The organism is Streptomyces aurantiacus, from assembly GCF_027107535.1.
In the GTDB taxonomy this organism is placed as follows: Bacteria; Actinomycetota; Actinomycetes; order Streptomycetales; family Streptomycetaceae; genus Streptomyces.
The window spans coordinates 1,063,119-1,079,273 of record NZ_CP114283.1 but is presented as its reverse complement, the minus strand read 5'-3'; the positions used below and the strand labels follow the sequence as shown (position 1 = coordinate 1,079,273).

The window sequence follows — 16,155 nt, the reverse complement described above, 5'->3', positions numbered from 1 at the left end:
CCTCCGATCCGACGCGCCGTCCCGTCGTCGCGGCGCTGCGTCGTTGCGAGAACCGTGCCACGGCGCATCCGCGCAGGTCACCCGACGGGCGTCGGGCAATCCGGGGACGTCACCCGACAGCCGCGCGCGGGCGGCCACACCCCGGGCGCGCCCCGCACACGTGCGGCCGTGGCGCGGCCGCCTCACGGGTGCCACACGCCCGGGCCCCGCCCGCCCGGGTCCGCACGCCGGACCCTAAGCAGTGGCGCCCGGCCCCTTGGGCGGTGACCCGGCGGGCGGCCCGGCGGGTGACTCGGCCGTCGACAGGGGGCTGGCGATGTCCTCCAGGGAGCGTCCCTCCGCCTTCACCGCGAGTGCTGCCGCCACGAGGCCCGCCGCGCACATCAGCCCGGCGCCGATCTGGAAGGCGAGAACCGTGTCGCCGACGACACCCGTGCTGGTCAGTTCCGCGAAGATCAGCGGGCCGCTGATGCCTCCGGCCGCGGTGCCGATGGCGTAGAAGAAGGCGATGGCCATCGCCCGGGTCTCCATCGGGAAGATCTCGGAGACCGTCAGGTACGCGCTGCTCGCGCCGGCCGACGCGAAGAACAGGACCACGCACCAGCAGGCGGTCATCGTGTTCGCGCTCAGCGAGCCCTGGTCGAAGAGCCAGGCCGTGCCGAAGAGCAGGATGCCGGAGAGCAGGTACGTGGACGAGATCATGATCCGGCGGCCCACGGTGTCGAAGAGCTTGCCGAGGAACAGCGGGCCGAGGAAGTTGCCGACCGCGATGACGGCGAAGTAGTAGCCGGTGTTGCCGGTCGGCACGTCGAAGAACTTCGTGAGGATCGCGCCGAAGCCGAAGGTGATCGCGTTGTAGAGGAACGCCTGTCCGATGAAGAGGGACAGGCCCAGGACGGCACGTTTGCGGTACGTCGAGAAGACCGTGCGCGCGATGGTGACGAACCCGACGCTCTTGCGCTGGTGGATGGTGATCTCCCGCTCGGGCGGCGGGAGTTCGCGTCCGGTCTCCTCCTCGATCTGCCGCTCGACCGAGGAGACCAGGCGTTCCGCCTCCTCACCCCGGCCGTGGATGAACAGCCACCTCGGGCTCTCGGGGACGTTCCGGCGGACGAGCAGGATCACCAGGCCGAGGACGACGCCGAGGAGGAAGGTGAGGCGCCAGCCGACGTTGATCGCGAACAGGTCGGTGTTCAGCGCGACGATCGACAGGAGCGAGCCCGCGATGGCGCCCAGCCAGAAACTGCCGTTGATGATGAGGTCGACGCGGCCGCGGTACTTGGAGGGGATCAGTTCGTCGATCGCCGAGTTGATGGCCGCGTACTCGCCGCCGATGCCGAAGCCGGTGAGGAAGCGGAAGAGGAAGAACCACCAGGTGGAGAACGAGAACGCCGTCATGGCGGTCGCCGCGAGGTAGACGGCGAGGGTGATCATGAACAGCTTCTTGCGGCCGAAGATGTCCGTGAGCCGGCCGAAGAACAGCGCGCCCGAGCAGGCTCCGGCCACGTAGAGCGCGGCCGCGATGCCGGTGACCTGGGCGCCCGAGATGGGCAGCCCGCTGCCCTCCTCGGAGAGCCGGCCGGCGATGTTGCCGACGACGGTGACTTCCAGGCCGTCGAGGATCCAGACCGTGCCGAGTCCGATGACGATGGTCCAGTGCCAGCGTGACCAGGGAAGCCGGTCCAGACGGGCGGGAATGGCGGTGGTGACGGCTCCGGTACCTGCGTCGGTTACGGCCATGGGCTCTCTCCTCGCCGAGCGAACCCCGTACGGGGGGGCGGATGAACCCCGTACGGGTCCCCAGGACGGAACGGCCTACGCCCCCGTCCTGCCAGGTCAGCCGCCCAGGGCCCGCGACAGCGTGTAGATCACCAGGCCCGCCAGGGAGCCGACCACCGTGCCGTTGATCCGGATGAACTGCAGGTCACGGCCGATGTGCGCCTCGATCTTCTTCGAGGTGTGCTCGGCGTCCCAGCCCGCGACCGTGTCCGTGATCAGCGAGGTGATCTCGTCCCGGTAGGTCGTCACCACGTACACCGCGGCTCCCTCGACCCAACCGTCGACCTTGGCCTGCAGCTTGGGGTCGGTGGCCATCCGCGCGCCGAGGGACAGCAGCGAGGCCCGCACACGCAGCCGCAGCTCGCTGCGCTCGTCCTCCGCGGCGGACACGATCATCTGCCGTACGGAGGACCAGGCGGACGCGATCAGGTCCTGGACCTCGCCGCGGCCGAGGACCTCCCGCTTGAGGTTCTCCACGCGCGCCCGGGTGTCGGTGTCGGACTGGAGGTCGGCGGCGAAGTCCGTGAGGAAGCGGTCCAGGGCACCGCGGGCGGGGTGGGCGGGCATGTCGCGCATCTCGGTGACGAAGCGCAGCAGCTCCTTGTAGACCCGCTCGCCGACCCTCTTGTCGACGAACCGCGGGGTCCAGCCGGGGGCGCCGCCCTGCACCGCGTCCATCACCTGGTCGTTGTGGAGGACGAGCCAGTCGTGGGCGCGTACGCAGATCAGGTCGACGACCCGGCGGTGGCCGCCGTCCGAGACGACCTTCTCCAGCATCTTCCCCATGCCGGGGGCGATCTCCTGGGCGTCGGCCCGCCGGTTGATGGCCTCTCCGACGACGGCCTGCACGTCCGAGTCGCGGAGCACCGCGAGGGCGCCGCGCAGGGCCGTGGCCAGCTCAGCGGTCACCCGGTCGGCGTGCTCCGGGTCGGCCAGCCAGGTGCCGAGGCGGCTGCCGATGCCGACGGCGCGCAGCCGCCCGCGCACGACGTCCCGGGAGAGGAAGTTCTCGCCGACGAACTCGCCCAGGGAGACGCCGAGCTGGTCCTTCTTGGTGGGAATGATCGCGGTGTGCGGGATGGGCAGGCCCATGGGCCTGCGGAACAGGGCGGTGACGGCGAACCAGTCGGCGAGCGCGCCCACCATGCCCGCCTCGGCGGCCGCGGCCACGTATCCCGTCCAGGCGCCCGCGCCGGAGTTCCCCGCCCACTTGGCCAGTACGTAGACGACGGCGACCAGGAGCAGCAGGCCCGTCGCGGTGAGTTTCATCCGGCGGACGCCGCGGAACTTCTCCTCGTCGGCGGGGCTGAACGTGTTCATGGCGCGGGTCGGCGCGGGCCGGCCGGCTGCCGTGGGGTTCGCCACACCACCGGGCCGGGAATGCTGTCCCTCCGGGCCCGTTTCCCCTGCTTCATCCTCTTTCGTGCGTTCCATCCACTCCATCCGTTCCCGGTCCCCCACGCCCATTGTCCCAACCTGACCGACTCCTGGAACGGAACAGGAGTTCCCGGCGTCTGTTCGGGCGGGGGAGTTCAGCGGGGTTCCTGGGGTTCAGGGGGGGCCTGTCGGTTTCCTTCCGCGCCATGCCTCATCATGGGGTGATCACATCGGAGCCTGGGGCTCCCACTTTTTCGAGGAGACACGCACCGCATGACCAAGCGTCACGGTTATGCCTTGCTGGCAGCGATCGTTGCCGTGATCGTCGCCATCTCAGCCGCCATATACGTCGGTGTGGCAGCCGACGACGGCGCGCAGACCACGGTGGCCGGCGGCCGTACCCCGCACAACTCGGCGGCCCCCGCGTCCGTCGGCACCTGGGTGGGCGCCTGGGCGGCCTCCCCGGCCGGATCGGAGCCGGGCACCGAGGTGAACGGCATGGCGGGCCGCTCGGTACGCAACGTGGTGCACGTGGGCGTCGGCGGCACCGCGGCCCGCATCACCCTGTCCAACCTGTACGGGCAGCAGCCGCTCAGCATCACGCACGCCTCCGTCGCCGTCGCCGCCACCGCGAACAACGCCGCCGCGGCCGCCGACTCGATGCGGCGCCTCACCTTCGGCGGCAACCCGTCGGTGGTGGTGCCCGCCGGACAGCAGGTCGTCAGCGACGCCGTACGGGTGCTGATCCCGCACGACACGGACGTGCTGGTGACGACGTACTCACCGACCCCGTCGGGGCCCGTCACCTACCACCCGCAGGCACGGCAGATCTCGTACACCGCGGAGGGCGACCGCACGGAGGACGTCAGCGGTGTCGCGTACACCGGGCAGACGCCGTACTGGCGCTACCTGACCGCGCTCGACGTGCTGAGCAACGAGTCGGACGGCACGGTCGTCGTCATCGGCGACTCGCTCACCGACGGCGTGACCTCGACCGTCGGCGAGAACCGGCGCTGGACGGACGTCCTCACCGACCGGCTGCGCGGCGGCTCGGACGGCCCCCGCTACAGCGTGGTCAACCAGGGCATCAGCGGCAACCGCGTCCTGACCAGCGGCCTCGGCCGCCCCGCCGAGAACCCGAGCGGCCTGGCCCGCTTCGACCGTGACGTCCTCGGCCGCACCAACGTCAGGGCGGTCGTGGTCGCCCTCGGCGTCAACGACATCCTGCGCACGCCCAGCCAGACCGACGCGAACCGGATCACCGCCGGGCTGCGCGAACTGAAGCGGCTGGCCCACGCGCGCGGCCTGCGGGTCGTCGGGGCCACCCTCATGCCCTTCCAGGGACACCGCGGGTACCGGCCCCACCTGGAGAACACCCGCCAGGCCGTCAACGCCCAGATCCGCTCCGGGAGGGTCTTCGACGCCTACGTCGACTTCGACGAGGCGCTCCGCGACCCGTACAACCCGCGGCGTCTGCGCTCCGACTACGACTCGGGCGACCACCTCCACCCGAGCGACAAGGGCTACGAGCGCATGGCGGAGGTCTTCGACCTGGACGACCTCAAGGGCGCGGCCCCGGCAGAGCTGTGACCCCTTCCCGGAAGGGGCGCGGGGAACCGCGCGACCGGCCACAGCGGGCCCGCGGCTGACGCACCGGGCTCCCGGCGGAGCGGTCAGTCCCGGTCCCGCCGGTCCTCCCGGCGCTCCCGCCGCTCCTCGCGGTGCTCGCGCATCATCTCCCGGTGCTGTTCCATCGCGGCACGGTGAAGGGAACGGGCCTCGTCCAGGGAGTCGCCCCGCCCGTCGCTCCGGGTACCGCCGCCCTCCAGGGCCCGGCGCCTGGACTCCTCCAACTCCTCCTGGCGGGCGGCCTTCCGCTCCAGCTTCTCCAGCCGCCGCTCCTCCTTCTGACGCAGCCGCTCCGCCTTGGTGACCTTGCGCTCGACACCGACGCCGCCCCAGAACGCGAACCCGGTGACGACGACACGCGGAGCGCCCGGGTCACCCAGGACACCCTCCTCACGGTGGTCGAAGCCGCCCATGACGCCGATGCCGCGGACGACGACCTCGACACCGGGCGGCACGATCACGCTCATCCCGCCCATGATCGCGACGCAGTTGACCACGACCTCGCCGTCGGCGAAGTTCGCCTCGCGCAGGTCGATGACTCCACCGCCCCAGAACGCGAAGGAGTTGAACCGCTTCGGCATGGTCCAGCGCCCCTTGCGCTCGAACCCGCCCATGATCGCGACACCCCACCGGGACGACCCGTCACCACCGACGACACGGCCCGCCCAGTCACCCGCCTCGGCGGGCTGCTTGACCATCGACACGGCGGGCGAGGGAGGGGTCACTCCGGGCGCAGGCAGATCCCGGGTGATGGGCTCCAGATCCCGGTACGTACGCGCCTTGTACGTCGCCTCCAGCCGCTCCTCGAACTCCTCCATGTCGAGGCGCCCCTCCGCGAGGGCGTCCCTCAGTACTTCGGTGACCTGTTCGCGGTCGGCGTCGGAGGCACGCAGCTCGGGAAGTCCGCCGGGGAGTTCGTCCGTCATGGGCAGAAGCCTACGAGGTTGCCTTCTCCGCGTACATGCGGCTGATGACCGCCTCGATGTCCGGTTCCCGCACCGACAGGTCCACCAGCGGGTACTCGGCCGCGATCCGCGCCACCAGCGGCGCCGCCGACTGCGCCGCCGGGAAGGCGAGCCACTGCCGAGGCCCCTCCACCTTCACCACTCGCGCCAACCCGACGTCGATGGGCGGCAGTTCACGCTCCAGGTCCACGACGAGGGTCCGCTCGCTCTCGCCGATCTCGTGCAACCCGGTCAACGGACCGTCGTACATCAGGCGCCCGTGGTCGATGACCATCACCCGCCGGCACAGCTGCTCGATGTCGGTCAGGTCGTGGGTGGTGAGCAGGACGGTCGTGCCCCGCTCGGCGTTGAGGTCCCGCAGGAACTCCCGCACCCTCGCCTTGCTGATCACGTCGAGCCCGATCGTCGGCTCGTCCAGGTACAGCACCTCCGGATCGTGCAGCAGCGCCGCCGCGACATCCCCGCGCATCCGCTGCCCCAGCGACAGCTGCCGCACCGGCACGTCCAGCAGGGCGCCCAGTTCCAGAAGCTCGACACACCGGTCCAGGTTCTCCGCGTACCGCGCGTCCGGGATCCGGTACATGCGGTGCATCAAGCGGTACGAGTCGATCAGCGGCAGATCCCACCAGAGCGTCGTCCGCTGGCCGAACACCACCCCGATGCGCCGCGCGAGCCGGGTGCGCTCGCGCGAAGGGTCGATGCCCGCCACCCGGAGCCGCCCGCCGCTCGGCGTGAGAATGCCCGTGAGCATCTTGATGGTGGTCGACTTGCCGGCGCCGTTCGGCCCGATGTAGCCGACCATCTCACCCCGCGCCACGGTGAAGGAGATCGAGTCGACCGCCCGCACCTGCCGCCGCTCGCTCCGCATGAACCCGGTCTTCTTCCGCACGTCGAAGACCTTCTCGACCCGGTCCAGGCGAATGAAGCCGCCGTCGAACCCACTGCCCGTCTCGATGCCCACGCACTAACTCCCCGTACTCCGGTACGAACGAAGACCCGCCCGCCAGGCCACCCCGGCGAGCGCACAACAGACGACCGCCACGACCGGCGGCAGGAACGCGACCCACTCCGGCAGGTCGAGCGGATACGGCAGATCCAGCACGTACAGCGCGGGCAGCCAGTTCACGAAGGCCAACGGCAGCACGAACGTCACCCCACGCACCAGATCCGTCGCGAAGACCGTCGGCGGATACTGCAGCAGCGTCGTTCCGCCGTACGTGAAGGAGTTCTGCACCTGCGACGCGTCCTGCGCCACGAACTGGAAGGCCCCGCCCGCCACGAACACCGACGCGAAGATCGCGGCCCCGCTCACCACCATCACCGGCATCAGCAGCACCTTCAGCGGAGTCCAGGAGATGTCGACCACCGCGAGCGCGTACCCGAGAACCAGCAGCCCCTGCGTGATCCGGCCCAGCCGCCGCAGCGCGAACCGGTCCGCGGCGACCTGCGCGAGCACCGGCGCCGGCCGCACGAGCAACGTGTCCAGCGTGCCGTCCCGCACCCGTCGGCCCAACCGGTCCATCGAACCGATCGTCAGATCCGTCAGACCGAACGCGGCACTGGACAGCCCGTACAGGAACGCCACCTCGCCCAGCGAATAGCCGCCGAGCTCGTCGACCCGCGAGAACATCAGCAGGATCGCGACGAAGTCGAGCGCCGTCCCCGCGAAGTTCCCGAGAACGGTCATCACGAACGACGCGCGGTACGCCATCGTCGAACGGATCCACATCCAGGCGATCAGCCGGTAGACGCGCAGCCCGTCCACCAGACGCGAACCCCCGACCGGCGCGAAGTCACCCTCACGCCGCTCCCGCAGGTCAGCCACCCTGGACCACCACCCTGCGCGTCGCCGCCGACTGGATCACCCGGCCCATCGCCAGCAGCCCGACCGCCCACGCGGCCTGGAAGGCGTACGTACGCAGCAGCCCCGAGCCCGTGCGCTCCCCCAGCAGCACATCCGCCGGAGCCTGGATCAGCGCCGACCAGGGCAGCGCCCGGGCCAGCTCGCCGAGACCGCCGGGAAAGACGTTCAGCGGCAGGGTCATCCCGGAGAAGAACAACCCCGCGAGAACCGCCAGTTGCTGCACACCCGCCCCGTCCATGAACCAGAACGCCAGCAGCGCCACGACATAACGGATCGCGAAACTCACCAGCAGACCGAGGACGACGGCGACGAGGAACGCCAGCCAGGTCAAGAGGTCGCCCGGCAGGGCGAGATGGAACACCAGTCCCCCGAACATCATCGGCACCACACCGCGTCCCACCAACTGGAACCCGGCCCGCCCCGCGTCGGCGGCCAGCCACCACATCTGAAGGTCCGCCGGCCGGTACAGGTCGATCGCGATGTCACCCGTACGGATTCTCTCGGTCATCTCGTCCTCGAAACCGCCCCCCATCACCGCGACCGCCGCGAGCAGCCCCTGCCCGAGCCACACATAGGTCACGGCCTGGGACTGGTCGTACCCCCCGAGACCAGGCCTCTCCTCCCACAGGGCGATGTACGTGTACGCCAGGATCAGCCCGAAGACCGTGTTGGTGAACACGCCCGCGGCGGTGGCCACCCGATAGGTCGCATACCGTCGGAACGCACCCACCATGACGGCCGCGTACAGCCTCCCTGCCCCCACCACGGGCCCCCTTCGACCGCCACGAGCCAAAGCGAAAGAGCCTAGCCGCGGGGCCCCGCCACGTGCCAGGCAATTTCCCGCCCGACGCGTGCCTCGCACCGGGAACGAATCACCGGATGCGACAGTCTTCAAAGGGAGGGGCGCACAAGGCGTACCAGGGCGTACGAGGCGTACGACGCGAAACGGGAGTCCGGCACACGATGAACGACCAGCCGCAGCCGCAGCAGCCGAGCGAGGGCTGGGCACCGAGGGAACCCGGGGCCGCCACAGCGGCGGCCCCGGACGCACCCGGCAAGAAGCCCAAACGCCCCAGGCGCACCGGATGGCGACGCCTGATCCCGACCTGGCGCATGGTGCTCGGCGCCTTCGTCACCGTGGTCCTGCTGCTCGTCGGCGTATTCGCGCTCGGTTACTACCTGGTGAAGATCCCGGCGGCGAACTCCGCGGCGATCAAACAGAGCAACGTGTACCTGTACGCCGACGGCAGCCAGCTCGCCCGCGACGGCGAGGTCAACCGGGAGAACGTGACACTGGAGCTGATCTCCAAGGAGGCCCAGCACGCGGTACTGGCCGCCGAGGACCGTGACTTCTACACCGAGTCGGCGGTCGATCCCAAGGCGATGGTCCGCGCCGCGTGGAACACCGCCATGGGCAAGGGCAAGCAGTCCGGTTCGACGATCACCCAGCAGTACGTGAAGAACTACTACCTGGCGCAGGACCAGACGGTCACCCGCAAGGCCAAGGAGTTCTTCATCGCCATCAAGCTGGACAGTGAGAAGAGCAAGGCCGACATCCTCGAGGGCTACCTCAACACCAGCTACTTCGGCCGCAACGCCTACGGCATCCAGGCCGCCGCCCAGGCCTACTACGGCGTCGACGCGAAGGGCCTCACAGCCGCCCAGGGCGCCTACCTGGCCGCCCTGCTGAACGCGCCGAGCGAGTACGACGTCGTCGCGCACCCCGAGAACAAGCCCGCGGCGCTGGCCCGCTGGAACTACGTCCTCGACGGCATGGTCAAGAAGAAGTGGCTCACCGCGGCTGACCGCGCCGGCACCAAGTTCCCCGAGCCCAGGCAGACGGTGATCGCGGCCGGCATGTCCGGACAGCGCGGCTACATCGTGAAGGCCGTGAACGACTACCTCACCGAGAACAAGATCCTCGACGAGGACGCGCTGAACGCGGGCGGCTACCGCATCACGACCACCCTGCAGAAGTCCAAGCAGGACTCGTTCGTGAAAGCCGTCGACGACCAGGTGATGGACGAACTCGACAAGAAGAACCGCAAGGTCGACAACTACGTCCGCGCGGGCGGGGCCTCCATCGACCCCAAGTCCGGCAAGGTCCTCGCGATGTACGGCGGCATCGACTACACCAAGCAGTACTACAACAACGCCACCCGCCGGGACTACCAGGTCGGCTCCACCTTCAAACCGTTCGTGTTCACCTCGGCCGTACAGAACGACTCGACCACCCAGGACGGCCGCACGATCACCCCCAACACCGTCTACGACGGCACGAACAAACGCCCCGTGGAAGGCTGGGAGGGCGGCACCTACGCCCCGGAGAACGAGGACCAGGTCTCGTACGGCGACATCTCCGTCCGCACCGCCACGGACAAGTCCGTGAACTCCGTGTACGCGCAGATGGCCGTGGACGTCGACCCCGAGAAGGTCATGAAGACGGCCGTCGACCTCGGCGTCCCGTCCGACACCCCGGACCTGAACGCCTCCCCCTCGATCGCGCTCGGCCCCTCCACGGCCAGCGTCCTCGACATGGCGGAGGCCTACGCGACACTCGCCAACCACGGCAAGCGCGGCACGTACAGGATGATCGAGAGCATCACCAAGGACGGCTCCGACGTCGTCGACCTGCCCGAACGGAAGACCTGGCAGGCCGTGAGCCGCGAGGCCGCCGACACGACGACCTCGATGCTGCAGAGCGTCGTCGAGGGCGGCACCGGCACGGCCGCGCAGGCCGCGGGACGTCCCGCGGCGGGCAAGACCGGCACCGCGGAGAACGACAAGGCGGCCTGGTTCGCCGGCTACACCCCGAACCTCGCCACCGTCGTCGCCGTGATGGGCCAGGACCCCGACACGGGCGTCCACAAGGAGCTGTACGGGGCGCTCGGACAACAGCGCATCAACGGCGGCGGGTACCCGGCCCAGATCTGGGCCCAGTACACGAAGGCCGCGCTCAAGGGCGTGGCCGTCCAGGACTTCGACCTCAGGATCCAGCCGGGCGCCGACGAACAGCAGCTCCCGCCGGCGGACCCGGACGAGGAGGAGCCCGCCACGGCCGGCCAGGACAACGGCGGGACGACCACCGGCGGCGAGGAACCCCCGGGCGGCACCCAGGGCCAGGACAACGGCGGCACCACGACCGACGGAGGCACCACCGGCGACGGCGGCACGACGGACGGCACGGACGGCGGCACGGGCACGGACGGTGGCACCACCACCGACGGCGGCACCACCGGCGACGGAGCGAGCGGCACCACCGGCGACGGCGGCACGACGACCGACGGAGGCACGACGGACGGCCAGGACGGCGGCACGGGCACCACGTTCGGAGACTTCCCGTGACCGACGGAGGTCCGGTGGGCGGCTAGGGGGTGTTTTGAAAGTCCTGTGCGGTGCCCGCGGTGTTCGGTGCGTGGCCTCGGCGTGCCGGACGAAAGCCCTCGTACTGGACGTACTTGGGTCTTCGGCCGGTGCGGCGGGGGTGCGTGCCGGGCGCCGTGGGTACTGTGCGGGGCTTTCAAAACACCCCCTAGTGCCCCGAGGTCGCCTTCAGACCGACGACAGCCACCAGCAGGAGACAGACGAAGAAGATCCGGGCGGCGGTCACCGGTTCACCGAGCACCGCCATACCGAACACCGCCGCCCCGGCCGCACCGATACCCACCCACACCCCGTACGCGGTACCGATGGGCAACGACTTCGCCGCGTACGACAGCAGGAACATGCTGGCGACGATGCCCGTCCCGGTGAGAACACTGGGCACCAGCCGGGTGAAACCCTCCGTGTACTTCATCCCGATCGACCAGCCCACCTCGAGCAGACCGGCGACGACAAGCAGAACCCAGGCCATCAGGCACCTCCGTGAAGGAATCAACAGGGGTGCGTCGTCTTGTCCTGCCCCGGTACGGCGCGTCTCGTCGGGTTCCCTCAAAGGTAGCAAGCAGCAGCAAGGAAGGGCTGGTGACGATGGTCACCAGCCCTTCCTGCCACTGTTATCCGGGTCCCCAGGCGCAACCAGTCCGGGATCTGTCCGGGATCTAGAGGTACAACCCCGTCGAATCCTCGGACCCCTCGAACCGGTCGGCCGCCACGGCGTGCAGATCCCGCTCGCGCATCAGTACGTAAGCGGTACCACGCACCTCCACCTCGGCCCGGTCCTCCGGGTCGTACAACACCCGGTCGCCCGGCTCCACCGTCCGCACGTTCTGCCCGACCGCGACGACCGCCGCCCAGGCCAGGCGCCGGCCGACAGCCGCGGTCGCGGGGATCAGGATGCCGCCACCGGAACGCCGCTCGCCCTCGGCGGTGTCCTGCCGCACCAGCACACGGTCGTGCAGCATCCGAATGGGCAGCTTGTCGTCATGGCTGCTGGGCTCAGTCCTCTTGGCGCTCACGGTCCGAACCTACCTGCCTTCTCACAGCCCGTACGCGGGTGGGGCGGGCGCATTCAGCCCTTACGGCGCCTGGAGCCCAGCGTGAGCAGCCCGACGACACCCACCAGCACGAGCGCCACGGGCACGATGCGCTCCAACCGCGGCGCACCCTCCTCCGTGACGAACTGCCCCTTCACATCACCGACGACGCGGTTCACGCCGACATAGGCACGCCCCAGCGTGTGGTCGACGCTCGACGCCACCCTCGCCTTGGCATCCCCGACGATCGTTTTCGGATGCACCCGCACACCGATCTCGTCGAGCGTCTCGGCGAGGGTTTCGCGACGGCGCTTGATGTCCGCCTCGATCTGCGCCGGAGTCCTGGTGTCCGGCGTGCTCGACGTGTCCGACACGCGCTGCCTCCGTGGTCGTGGTCGTTTCTTCCCGTGGCCTGTTCCCATCGGCCTTTTCTCTGGTCGACAGTCTGTCAGCTCCGCCCGCCGCGCACCGCCCGGCACCCCCATTACGCTCGGTTCCGTATCCACCACCTCGCAAGGAGACCGAACCGAGATGAGCGAGCGACTCCAGCCCGGCGACCCCGCCCCCGCCTTCACCCTGCCCGACGCCGACGGCAACGAGGTGTCCCTGGCCGACCGCAAGGGCCGCAAGGTCATCGTCTACTTCTACCCCGCCGCGCTCACTCCAGGCTGCACCAAGCAGGCCTGCGACTTCACCGACAACCTGGACCTCCTCGCGGGCGCCGGCTACGACGTCATCGGCATCTCCCCCGACAAGCCCGAGAAGCTCGCCAAGTTCCGCGAGAAGGAGAACCTCGGGATCACCCTCCTCGCCGACCCCGACAAGACGGTCACCGAGTCCTACGCCGCCTACGGCGAGAAGAAGAACTACGGCAAGACGTACATGGGCGTCATCCGCTCCACGATCGTCGTGGACGAGGAGGGCAAGGTCGAGCGGGCGCTCTACAACGTCCGGGCCACGGGCCATGTCGCGAAGATCATCAAGGATCTGGGGATCTGAGGCCCCGGGATCCGAGGACCTGAGGACCAGAGGACCTGAGGACCTGAGGAGAACCTGCGTCTCCTGCACCCCAACTGCCATGCGATCACCAGCACCTGATGCAGGGGAGACAGCCGAAGCCGGGGAGAACAGCGTGACGTAAACCCCCGCTCACCGGCGGCCACGTGACCGGTACGATGGCAGGCGGCTGGCGGCGGTGGCGCAACGGCTGACGCAGCAGACTTAGGATCTGTGGCCCGTGAAACGGCTTGAGGGTTCGAATCCCTTCCGCCGCACAGTGAGTGGCCTGCGAATCGAATGATCGATTCGCAGGCCGTTTCTTTGCGTCGAGACCCGCACCCGCAGGGCGGGGACTGCTACTCGACCGGCAACGCGAACCACCGCAGCAGCACCGGCTTCGCGTCGGGCGGAGCACCCTCCGGGCCTCGGGCGAAGCGGGCCAGAAGGTCCAGGTAGGCGTCATGGAAGGCGGTCACCTCGTCCTTGGTGAGGTGACTGAGGCTGCGGGAGCCGCGCATCCAGCCCTCCGACTCGGCCTGCCCCTCCGCGAACCGCCGGGCCAGCTCGACGTCCTCGTCGAGCCGCATCCGGTCCAGGGCTCCCGCGACCGCCCGCTCGCCGTCGGTCATCTCGTCCTGCGCCGGCCTGCGTACGTCGAGTCCGCGCACCCCCCGCCACCAGCGCTCACGACTGTTGGGCCGTTCCGGCACGTCCTCGATGAAGCCGCCACGCTCCAGGCGGCGCAGGTGATAGCTGAGGGTGCCGGTGTTCTCCCCGAGGGCGGCGGCGAGGGTCGTGGAGGTCGCCGGGCCGGAGACGGCGAGGTGGCGGAGGATCTTCAGCCGCAGCGGGTGGGCGAGGGCTTTGAGGGCCGCCGGGTCAGCGACCGTGCGCCGCTCCGCGCCCGACTCGGGGCCGGACTCACCGTCCGACTCGGGGCCGGGACCACCGTCCGGTTCGGGCTCGGGTTCGGGCCGAGACGCGCCTGCATCACTCATGGGCTCAGCCTACCGCCGGGGCAGCCGAATCTCTGCAGAGTGAATTACGCAGAACTTTCTCTGCAGATCTTCCATTGCAGAGAAACGGCTGCAATCATTGGGGCACGGCGGGATCCTCCCGCTCGTCCACTCACTCACCTGGAGACCTTCATGTTCCGTGCCCGACGTCTGGTCATGACGCTGTCCGCCGTGGCACTCGCCGCGAGCGTGGGAGCGACGACAGCGGCGCCCGCGCACGCCGACCCGGGCTCCGGAACCGGCGCTCGGGAGCGCGGCTTCCAGGACTGCCCTGCCCTGTCCGAGCTGCCCGAAGGCGCTGATCCGTCGCAGTGGCGCTGCGAGGCCATGACGGCCGTCGGGCACCTCACGCTCGGCCGGGCCGAGGTGCCGATCGAGCGCCCCCTGGCGATCACTTTCGCGGAGGGCAGGGTCGACGGCGAGTTCCGTCAGGTGTTCGGCGCGATGGCCGCCACTCCCCTGCGAGTTCGGGGTACACCGCTGTCGATCACGCCCCGGTACGGCGGGTATTCCGACTTCGAGTCCAACGACGAGCGGCGCGGCGAGCTGGATCTGACGTTCCGGATAACCGGGCCCGGGGTGCCGCCCGGTTGCTCCATGGGCAGCGAAGCGGACCCGGTCCACCTGGTGTTGAAGGAGACGGATCCGCCGGAGGTCGTCACCCAGGATCCGCTGGTCGTCAGCTTCGGGGTCGAGGACAACCGCTTTGCGGTGCCGAGGACTTCGGGCTGCGGCCCGCTGGGCCCCCTGCTCGACAAAGTGCTGCGGCTTCCGTCACCGGCGGGCGTGAACAGCATCGACCTGGACGCCCGCGTGGCGCTGCGCTCGTACGGCGGGTTGGGGTAGCCGGGGCGGGCTCCTCAGCCCAGCAGTTCCCTCACCACCGGTACGAGTCCTCGGAACGCCTTGCCGCGGTGGCTGATGGCGTTCTTCTCTTCGGGGGTCAGTTCCGCGCAGGTGCGGGTGTCGCCGTCGGGCTGCAGGATCGGGTCGTAGCCGAAGCCGTGGGAGCCGGTGGGTTCGTGGCGGAGCGTTCCTCGCAGGCGGCCCTCGACGACGCGCTCGGTGCCGTCGGGCAGGGCGAGGGCTGCGGCGCAGGCGAAGTGGGCGCCGCGGTGTTCGTCCGCGATGTCGCCGAGTTGGGCGAGGAGGAGTTCGAGGTTGGCCCGGTCGTCGCCGTGGGTGCCGGACCAGCGGGCGGAGAAGATGCCGGGGGCGCCGCCGAGGACGTCCACGCACAGGCCGGAGTCGTCGGCGACCGCGGGGAGGCCGGTGGCCCGGGCGAGGGCGTGTGCTTTGAGGAGGGCGTTCTCGGCGAAGGTGACGCCGGTTTCCTTGACGTCGGGGATGTCCGGGTAGGCGTCCGCGCCGGCGAGGTCGTGTGGGAGGCCTGCGGCGGCGAGGATCGCCCTCAGCTCGGTGATTTTTCCGGCGTTGCGGGTGGCGAGGATCAGGCGGGTCATGGTTCTCACCCTAGCCAGTTGGGCGGTGTCGCCGGCGCGTGCCGCCCGTGGTCGTCGCCGCCCGCGGGCCGGTCGTCGTCGCTACGGCGTGCAGACCTTGGTCAGTTCGCCCGCGGCGTCCGTCACGGGGCTGATGTCCGGGGTCTGGTCGCCGCTCTTGATGGAGTCGCGGACGTTGGTGACCGCTGCCTGGAGGTCGTCGACGGCCTTGTTGATGTCGGTGTCGTCGGTCTTGTCACCGATGGTGTCGAGGTTCTTGTCGATCGAGTCGAGGGCCTCGCCTGCCTGCGTCGGGTCGTTCGCCGCGTTCTCGACGGCCTGTTGGAGGTCCGTGACGCTGTCGGCGATCGTGTCGGCGGTCTGGACACAGTCGAGTGCCTTGTTGACGGCGTCGCAGCCGGTGGTCAGTCCGGCGGTGAGCGCGACGGCAGCCACGGCTGCGGCGACGATGGTGATACGGCGTGGTCGGCGGCGGCTGGCGGCCATGGAACGGTCCTCCCGTTGTTCAGGCCCCCAAGGGCCCCGTTTCGCAGGCCTCAGGGCCCCCGTTGTGGTGCTGCCGGGCGCACGGCGGTGAGCCGTACGCCCGTACTTGTAGGGACGCGACGGTGGGTGTCGTGGTTGCCTGCGGCAGACGGCCGTCTTGGT

16 protein-coding genes, 1 tRNA gene and 1 riboswitch are annotated in these 16,155 nt (G+C 69.8%); of the genes, 5 read left to right on the top strand and 12 right to left on the bottom strand.

Annotated elements, in window-relative coordinates:
* Positions 1-234: 234 nt before the first annotated feature.
* Both O1Q96_RS06525 and O1Q96_RS06520 read right to left on the bottom strand, forming a co-directional pair.
* Positions 235-1,740 (bottom strand): MFS transporter, encoded by a 1,506-nt coding sequence (locus tag O1Q96_RS06525; protein WP_269247250.1) that lies wholly within the window; start codon positions 1,738-1,740, stop codon positions 235-237.
* 96 nt (positions 1,741-1,836) lie between these two features.
* Positions 1,837-3,246, bottom strand: a complete 1,410-nt coding sequence (locus tag O1Q96_RS06520; RefSeq protein WP_269247249.1) for a DUF445 domain-containing protein — start codon at positions 3,244-3,246, stop codon at positions 1,837-1,839.
* A 183-nt stretch (positions 3,247-3,429) separates the two neighbouring features.
* Between O1Q96_RS06520 and O1Q96_RS06515 the strand changes: the two genes are divergently transcribed.
* Complete coding sequence (locus O1Q96_RS06515) at positions 3,430-4,746, top strand: SGNH/GDSL hydrolase family protein (protein ID WP_269247248.1); 1,317 nt, start codon at positions 3,430-3,432, stop codon at positions 4,744-4,746.
* Positions 4,747-4,829: 83 nt separating this feature from the next.
* On the opposite strand, the gene O1Q96_RS06510 is transcribed toward O1Q96_RS06515, so the two are convergent.
* The 4 genes from O1Q96_RS06510 to O1Q96_RS06495 are packed head-to-tail and all read right to left on the bottom strand — an operon-like array spanning position 4,830 to position 8,347.
* Entirely contained in the window at positions 4,830-5,711 is an 882-nt protein-coding gene (locus tag O1Q96_RS06510) for a DUF1707 SHOCT-like domain-containing protein (RefSeq protein WP_269247247.1), read from the bottom strand.
* Between the two features lie 10 nt (positions 5,712-5,721).
* Positions 5,722-6,711, bottom strand: a complete 990-nt coding sequence (locus O1Q96_RS06505) for an ABC transporter ATP-binding protein (RefSeq protein WP_269247246.1) — start codon at positions 6,709-6,711, stop codon at positions 5,722-5,724.
* Positions 6,712-6,714: 3 nt separating this feature from the next.
* Positions 6,715-7,575 carry an ABC transporter permease gene (locus O1Q96_RS06500; protein WP_419586438.1) on the bottom strand — a complete coding sequence of 287 codons (861 nt, stop codon included), beginning with the start codon at positions 7,573-7,575 and terminating at the stop codon, positions 6,715-6,717.
* Positions 7,568-8,347, bottom strand: a complete 780-nt coding sequence (locus tag O1Q96_RS06495) for an ABC transporter permease (RefSeq protein ID WP_269253504.1) — start codon at positions 8,345-8,347, stop codon at positions 7,568-7,570. The genes O1Q96_RS06500 and O1Q96_RS06495 overlap by 8 nt, the downstream gene beginning before the upstream one ends.
* A 230-nt stretch (positions 8,348-8,577) precedes the next feature.
* Here O1Q96_RS06495 and O1Q96_RS06490 point away from each other — a divergent pair, with 230 nt between their 5' ends.
* A complete protein-coding gene (locus tag O1Q96_RS06490) occupies positions 8,578-10,959 on the top strand; it encodes a transglycosylase domain-containing protein (RefSeq protein WP_269247245.1) in 2,382 nt (793 codons plus the stop codon).
* A gap of 187 nt (positions 10,960-11,146) precedes the next feature.
* Here O1Q96_RS06490 and sugE read toward each other — a convergent pair whose 3' ends face one another.
* From sugE to O1Q96_RS06475, 3 genes are all read right to left on the bottom strand, one after another.
* On the bottom strand, positions 11,147-11,467 hold the full coding sequence (gene sugE, locus O1Q96_RS06485; RefSeq protein WP_217455590.1) for a quaternary ammonium compound efflux SMR transporter SugE: 321 nt from the start codon (positions 11,465-11,467) through the stop codon (positions 11,147-11,149).
* Positions 11,468-11,495: 28 nt separating this feature from the next.
* Positions 11,496-11,556: riboswitch (guanidine-III (ykkC-III) riboswitch) on the bottom strand.
* A 98-nt stretch (positions 11,557-11,654) separates the two neighbouring features.
* A complete protein-coding gene (locus O1Q96_RS06480) occupies positions 11,655-12,011 on the bottom strand; it encodes a GroES family chaperonin (RefSeq protein ID WP_217455591.1) in 357 nt (118 codons plus the stop codon).
* A gap of 53 nt (positions 12,012-12,064) precedes the next feature.
* On the bottom strand, positions 12,065-12,451 hold the full coding sequence (locus tag O1Q96_RS06475; RefSeq protein ID WP_419586437.1) for a DUF3618 domain-containing protein: 387 nt from the start codon (positions 12,449-12,451) through the stop codon (positions 12,065-12,067).
* Positions 12,452-12,560: 109 nt separating this feature from the next.
* Here O1Q96_RS06475 and bcp point away from each other — a divergent pair, with 109 nt between their 5' ends.
* Both bcp and O1Q96_RS06465 read left to right on the top strand, forming a co-directional pair.
* Complete coding sequence (gene bcp, locus O1Q96_RS06470; protein ID WP_217455592.1) at positions 12,561-13,028, top strand: thioredoxin-dependent thiol peroxidase; 468 nt, start codon at positions 12,561-12,563, stop codon at positions 13,026-13,028.
* Between the two features lie 190 nt (positions 13,029-13,218).
* Positions 13,219-13,303, top strand: a tRNA-Leu gene (locus O1Q96_RS06465).
* Positions 13,304-13,384: 81 nt separating this feature from the next.
* Here O1Q96_RS06465 and O1Q96_RS06460 read toward each other — a convergent pair.
* Entirely contained in the window at positions 13,385-14,026 is a 642-nt protein-coding gene (locus tag O1Q96_RS06460) for a helix-turn-helix domain-containing protein (RefSeq protein ID WP_269247243.1), read from the bottom strand.
* Between the two features lie 150 nt (positions 14,027-14,176).
* Here O1Q96_RS06460 and O1Q96_RS06455 point away from each other — a divergent pair, with 150 nt between their 5' ends.
* Complete coding sequence (locus O1Q96_RS06455; protein WP_269247242.1) at positions 14,177-14,890, top strand: hypothetical protein; 714 nt, start codon at positions 14,177-14,179, stop codon at positions 14,888-14,890.
* Positions 14,891-14,904: 14 nt separating this feature from the next.
* Here the strand turns inward: O1Q96_RS06455 and rdgB are convergent, their stop codons facing one another.
* On the bottom strand, positions 14,905-15,507 hold the full coding sequence (gene rdgB, locus O1Q96_RS06450) for an RdgB/HAM1 family non-canonical purine NTP pyrophosphatase (protein ID WP_269247241.1): 603 nt from the start codon (positions 15,505-15,507) through the stop codon (positions 14,905-14,907).
* Positions 15,508-15,588: 81 nt separating this feature from the next.
* Positions 15,589-15,993, bottom strand: coding sequence for a hypothetical protein (locus O1Q96_RS06445; RefSeq protein ID WP_217455594.1), 405 nt, complete (start codon positions 15,991-15,993; stop codon positions 15,589-15,591).
* Positions 15,994-16,155 lie beyond the last annotated feature (162 nt).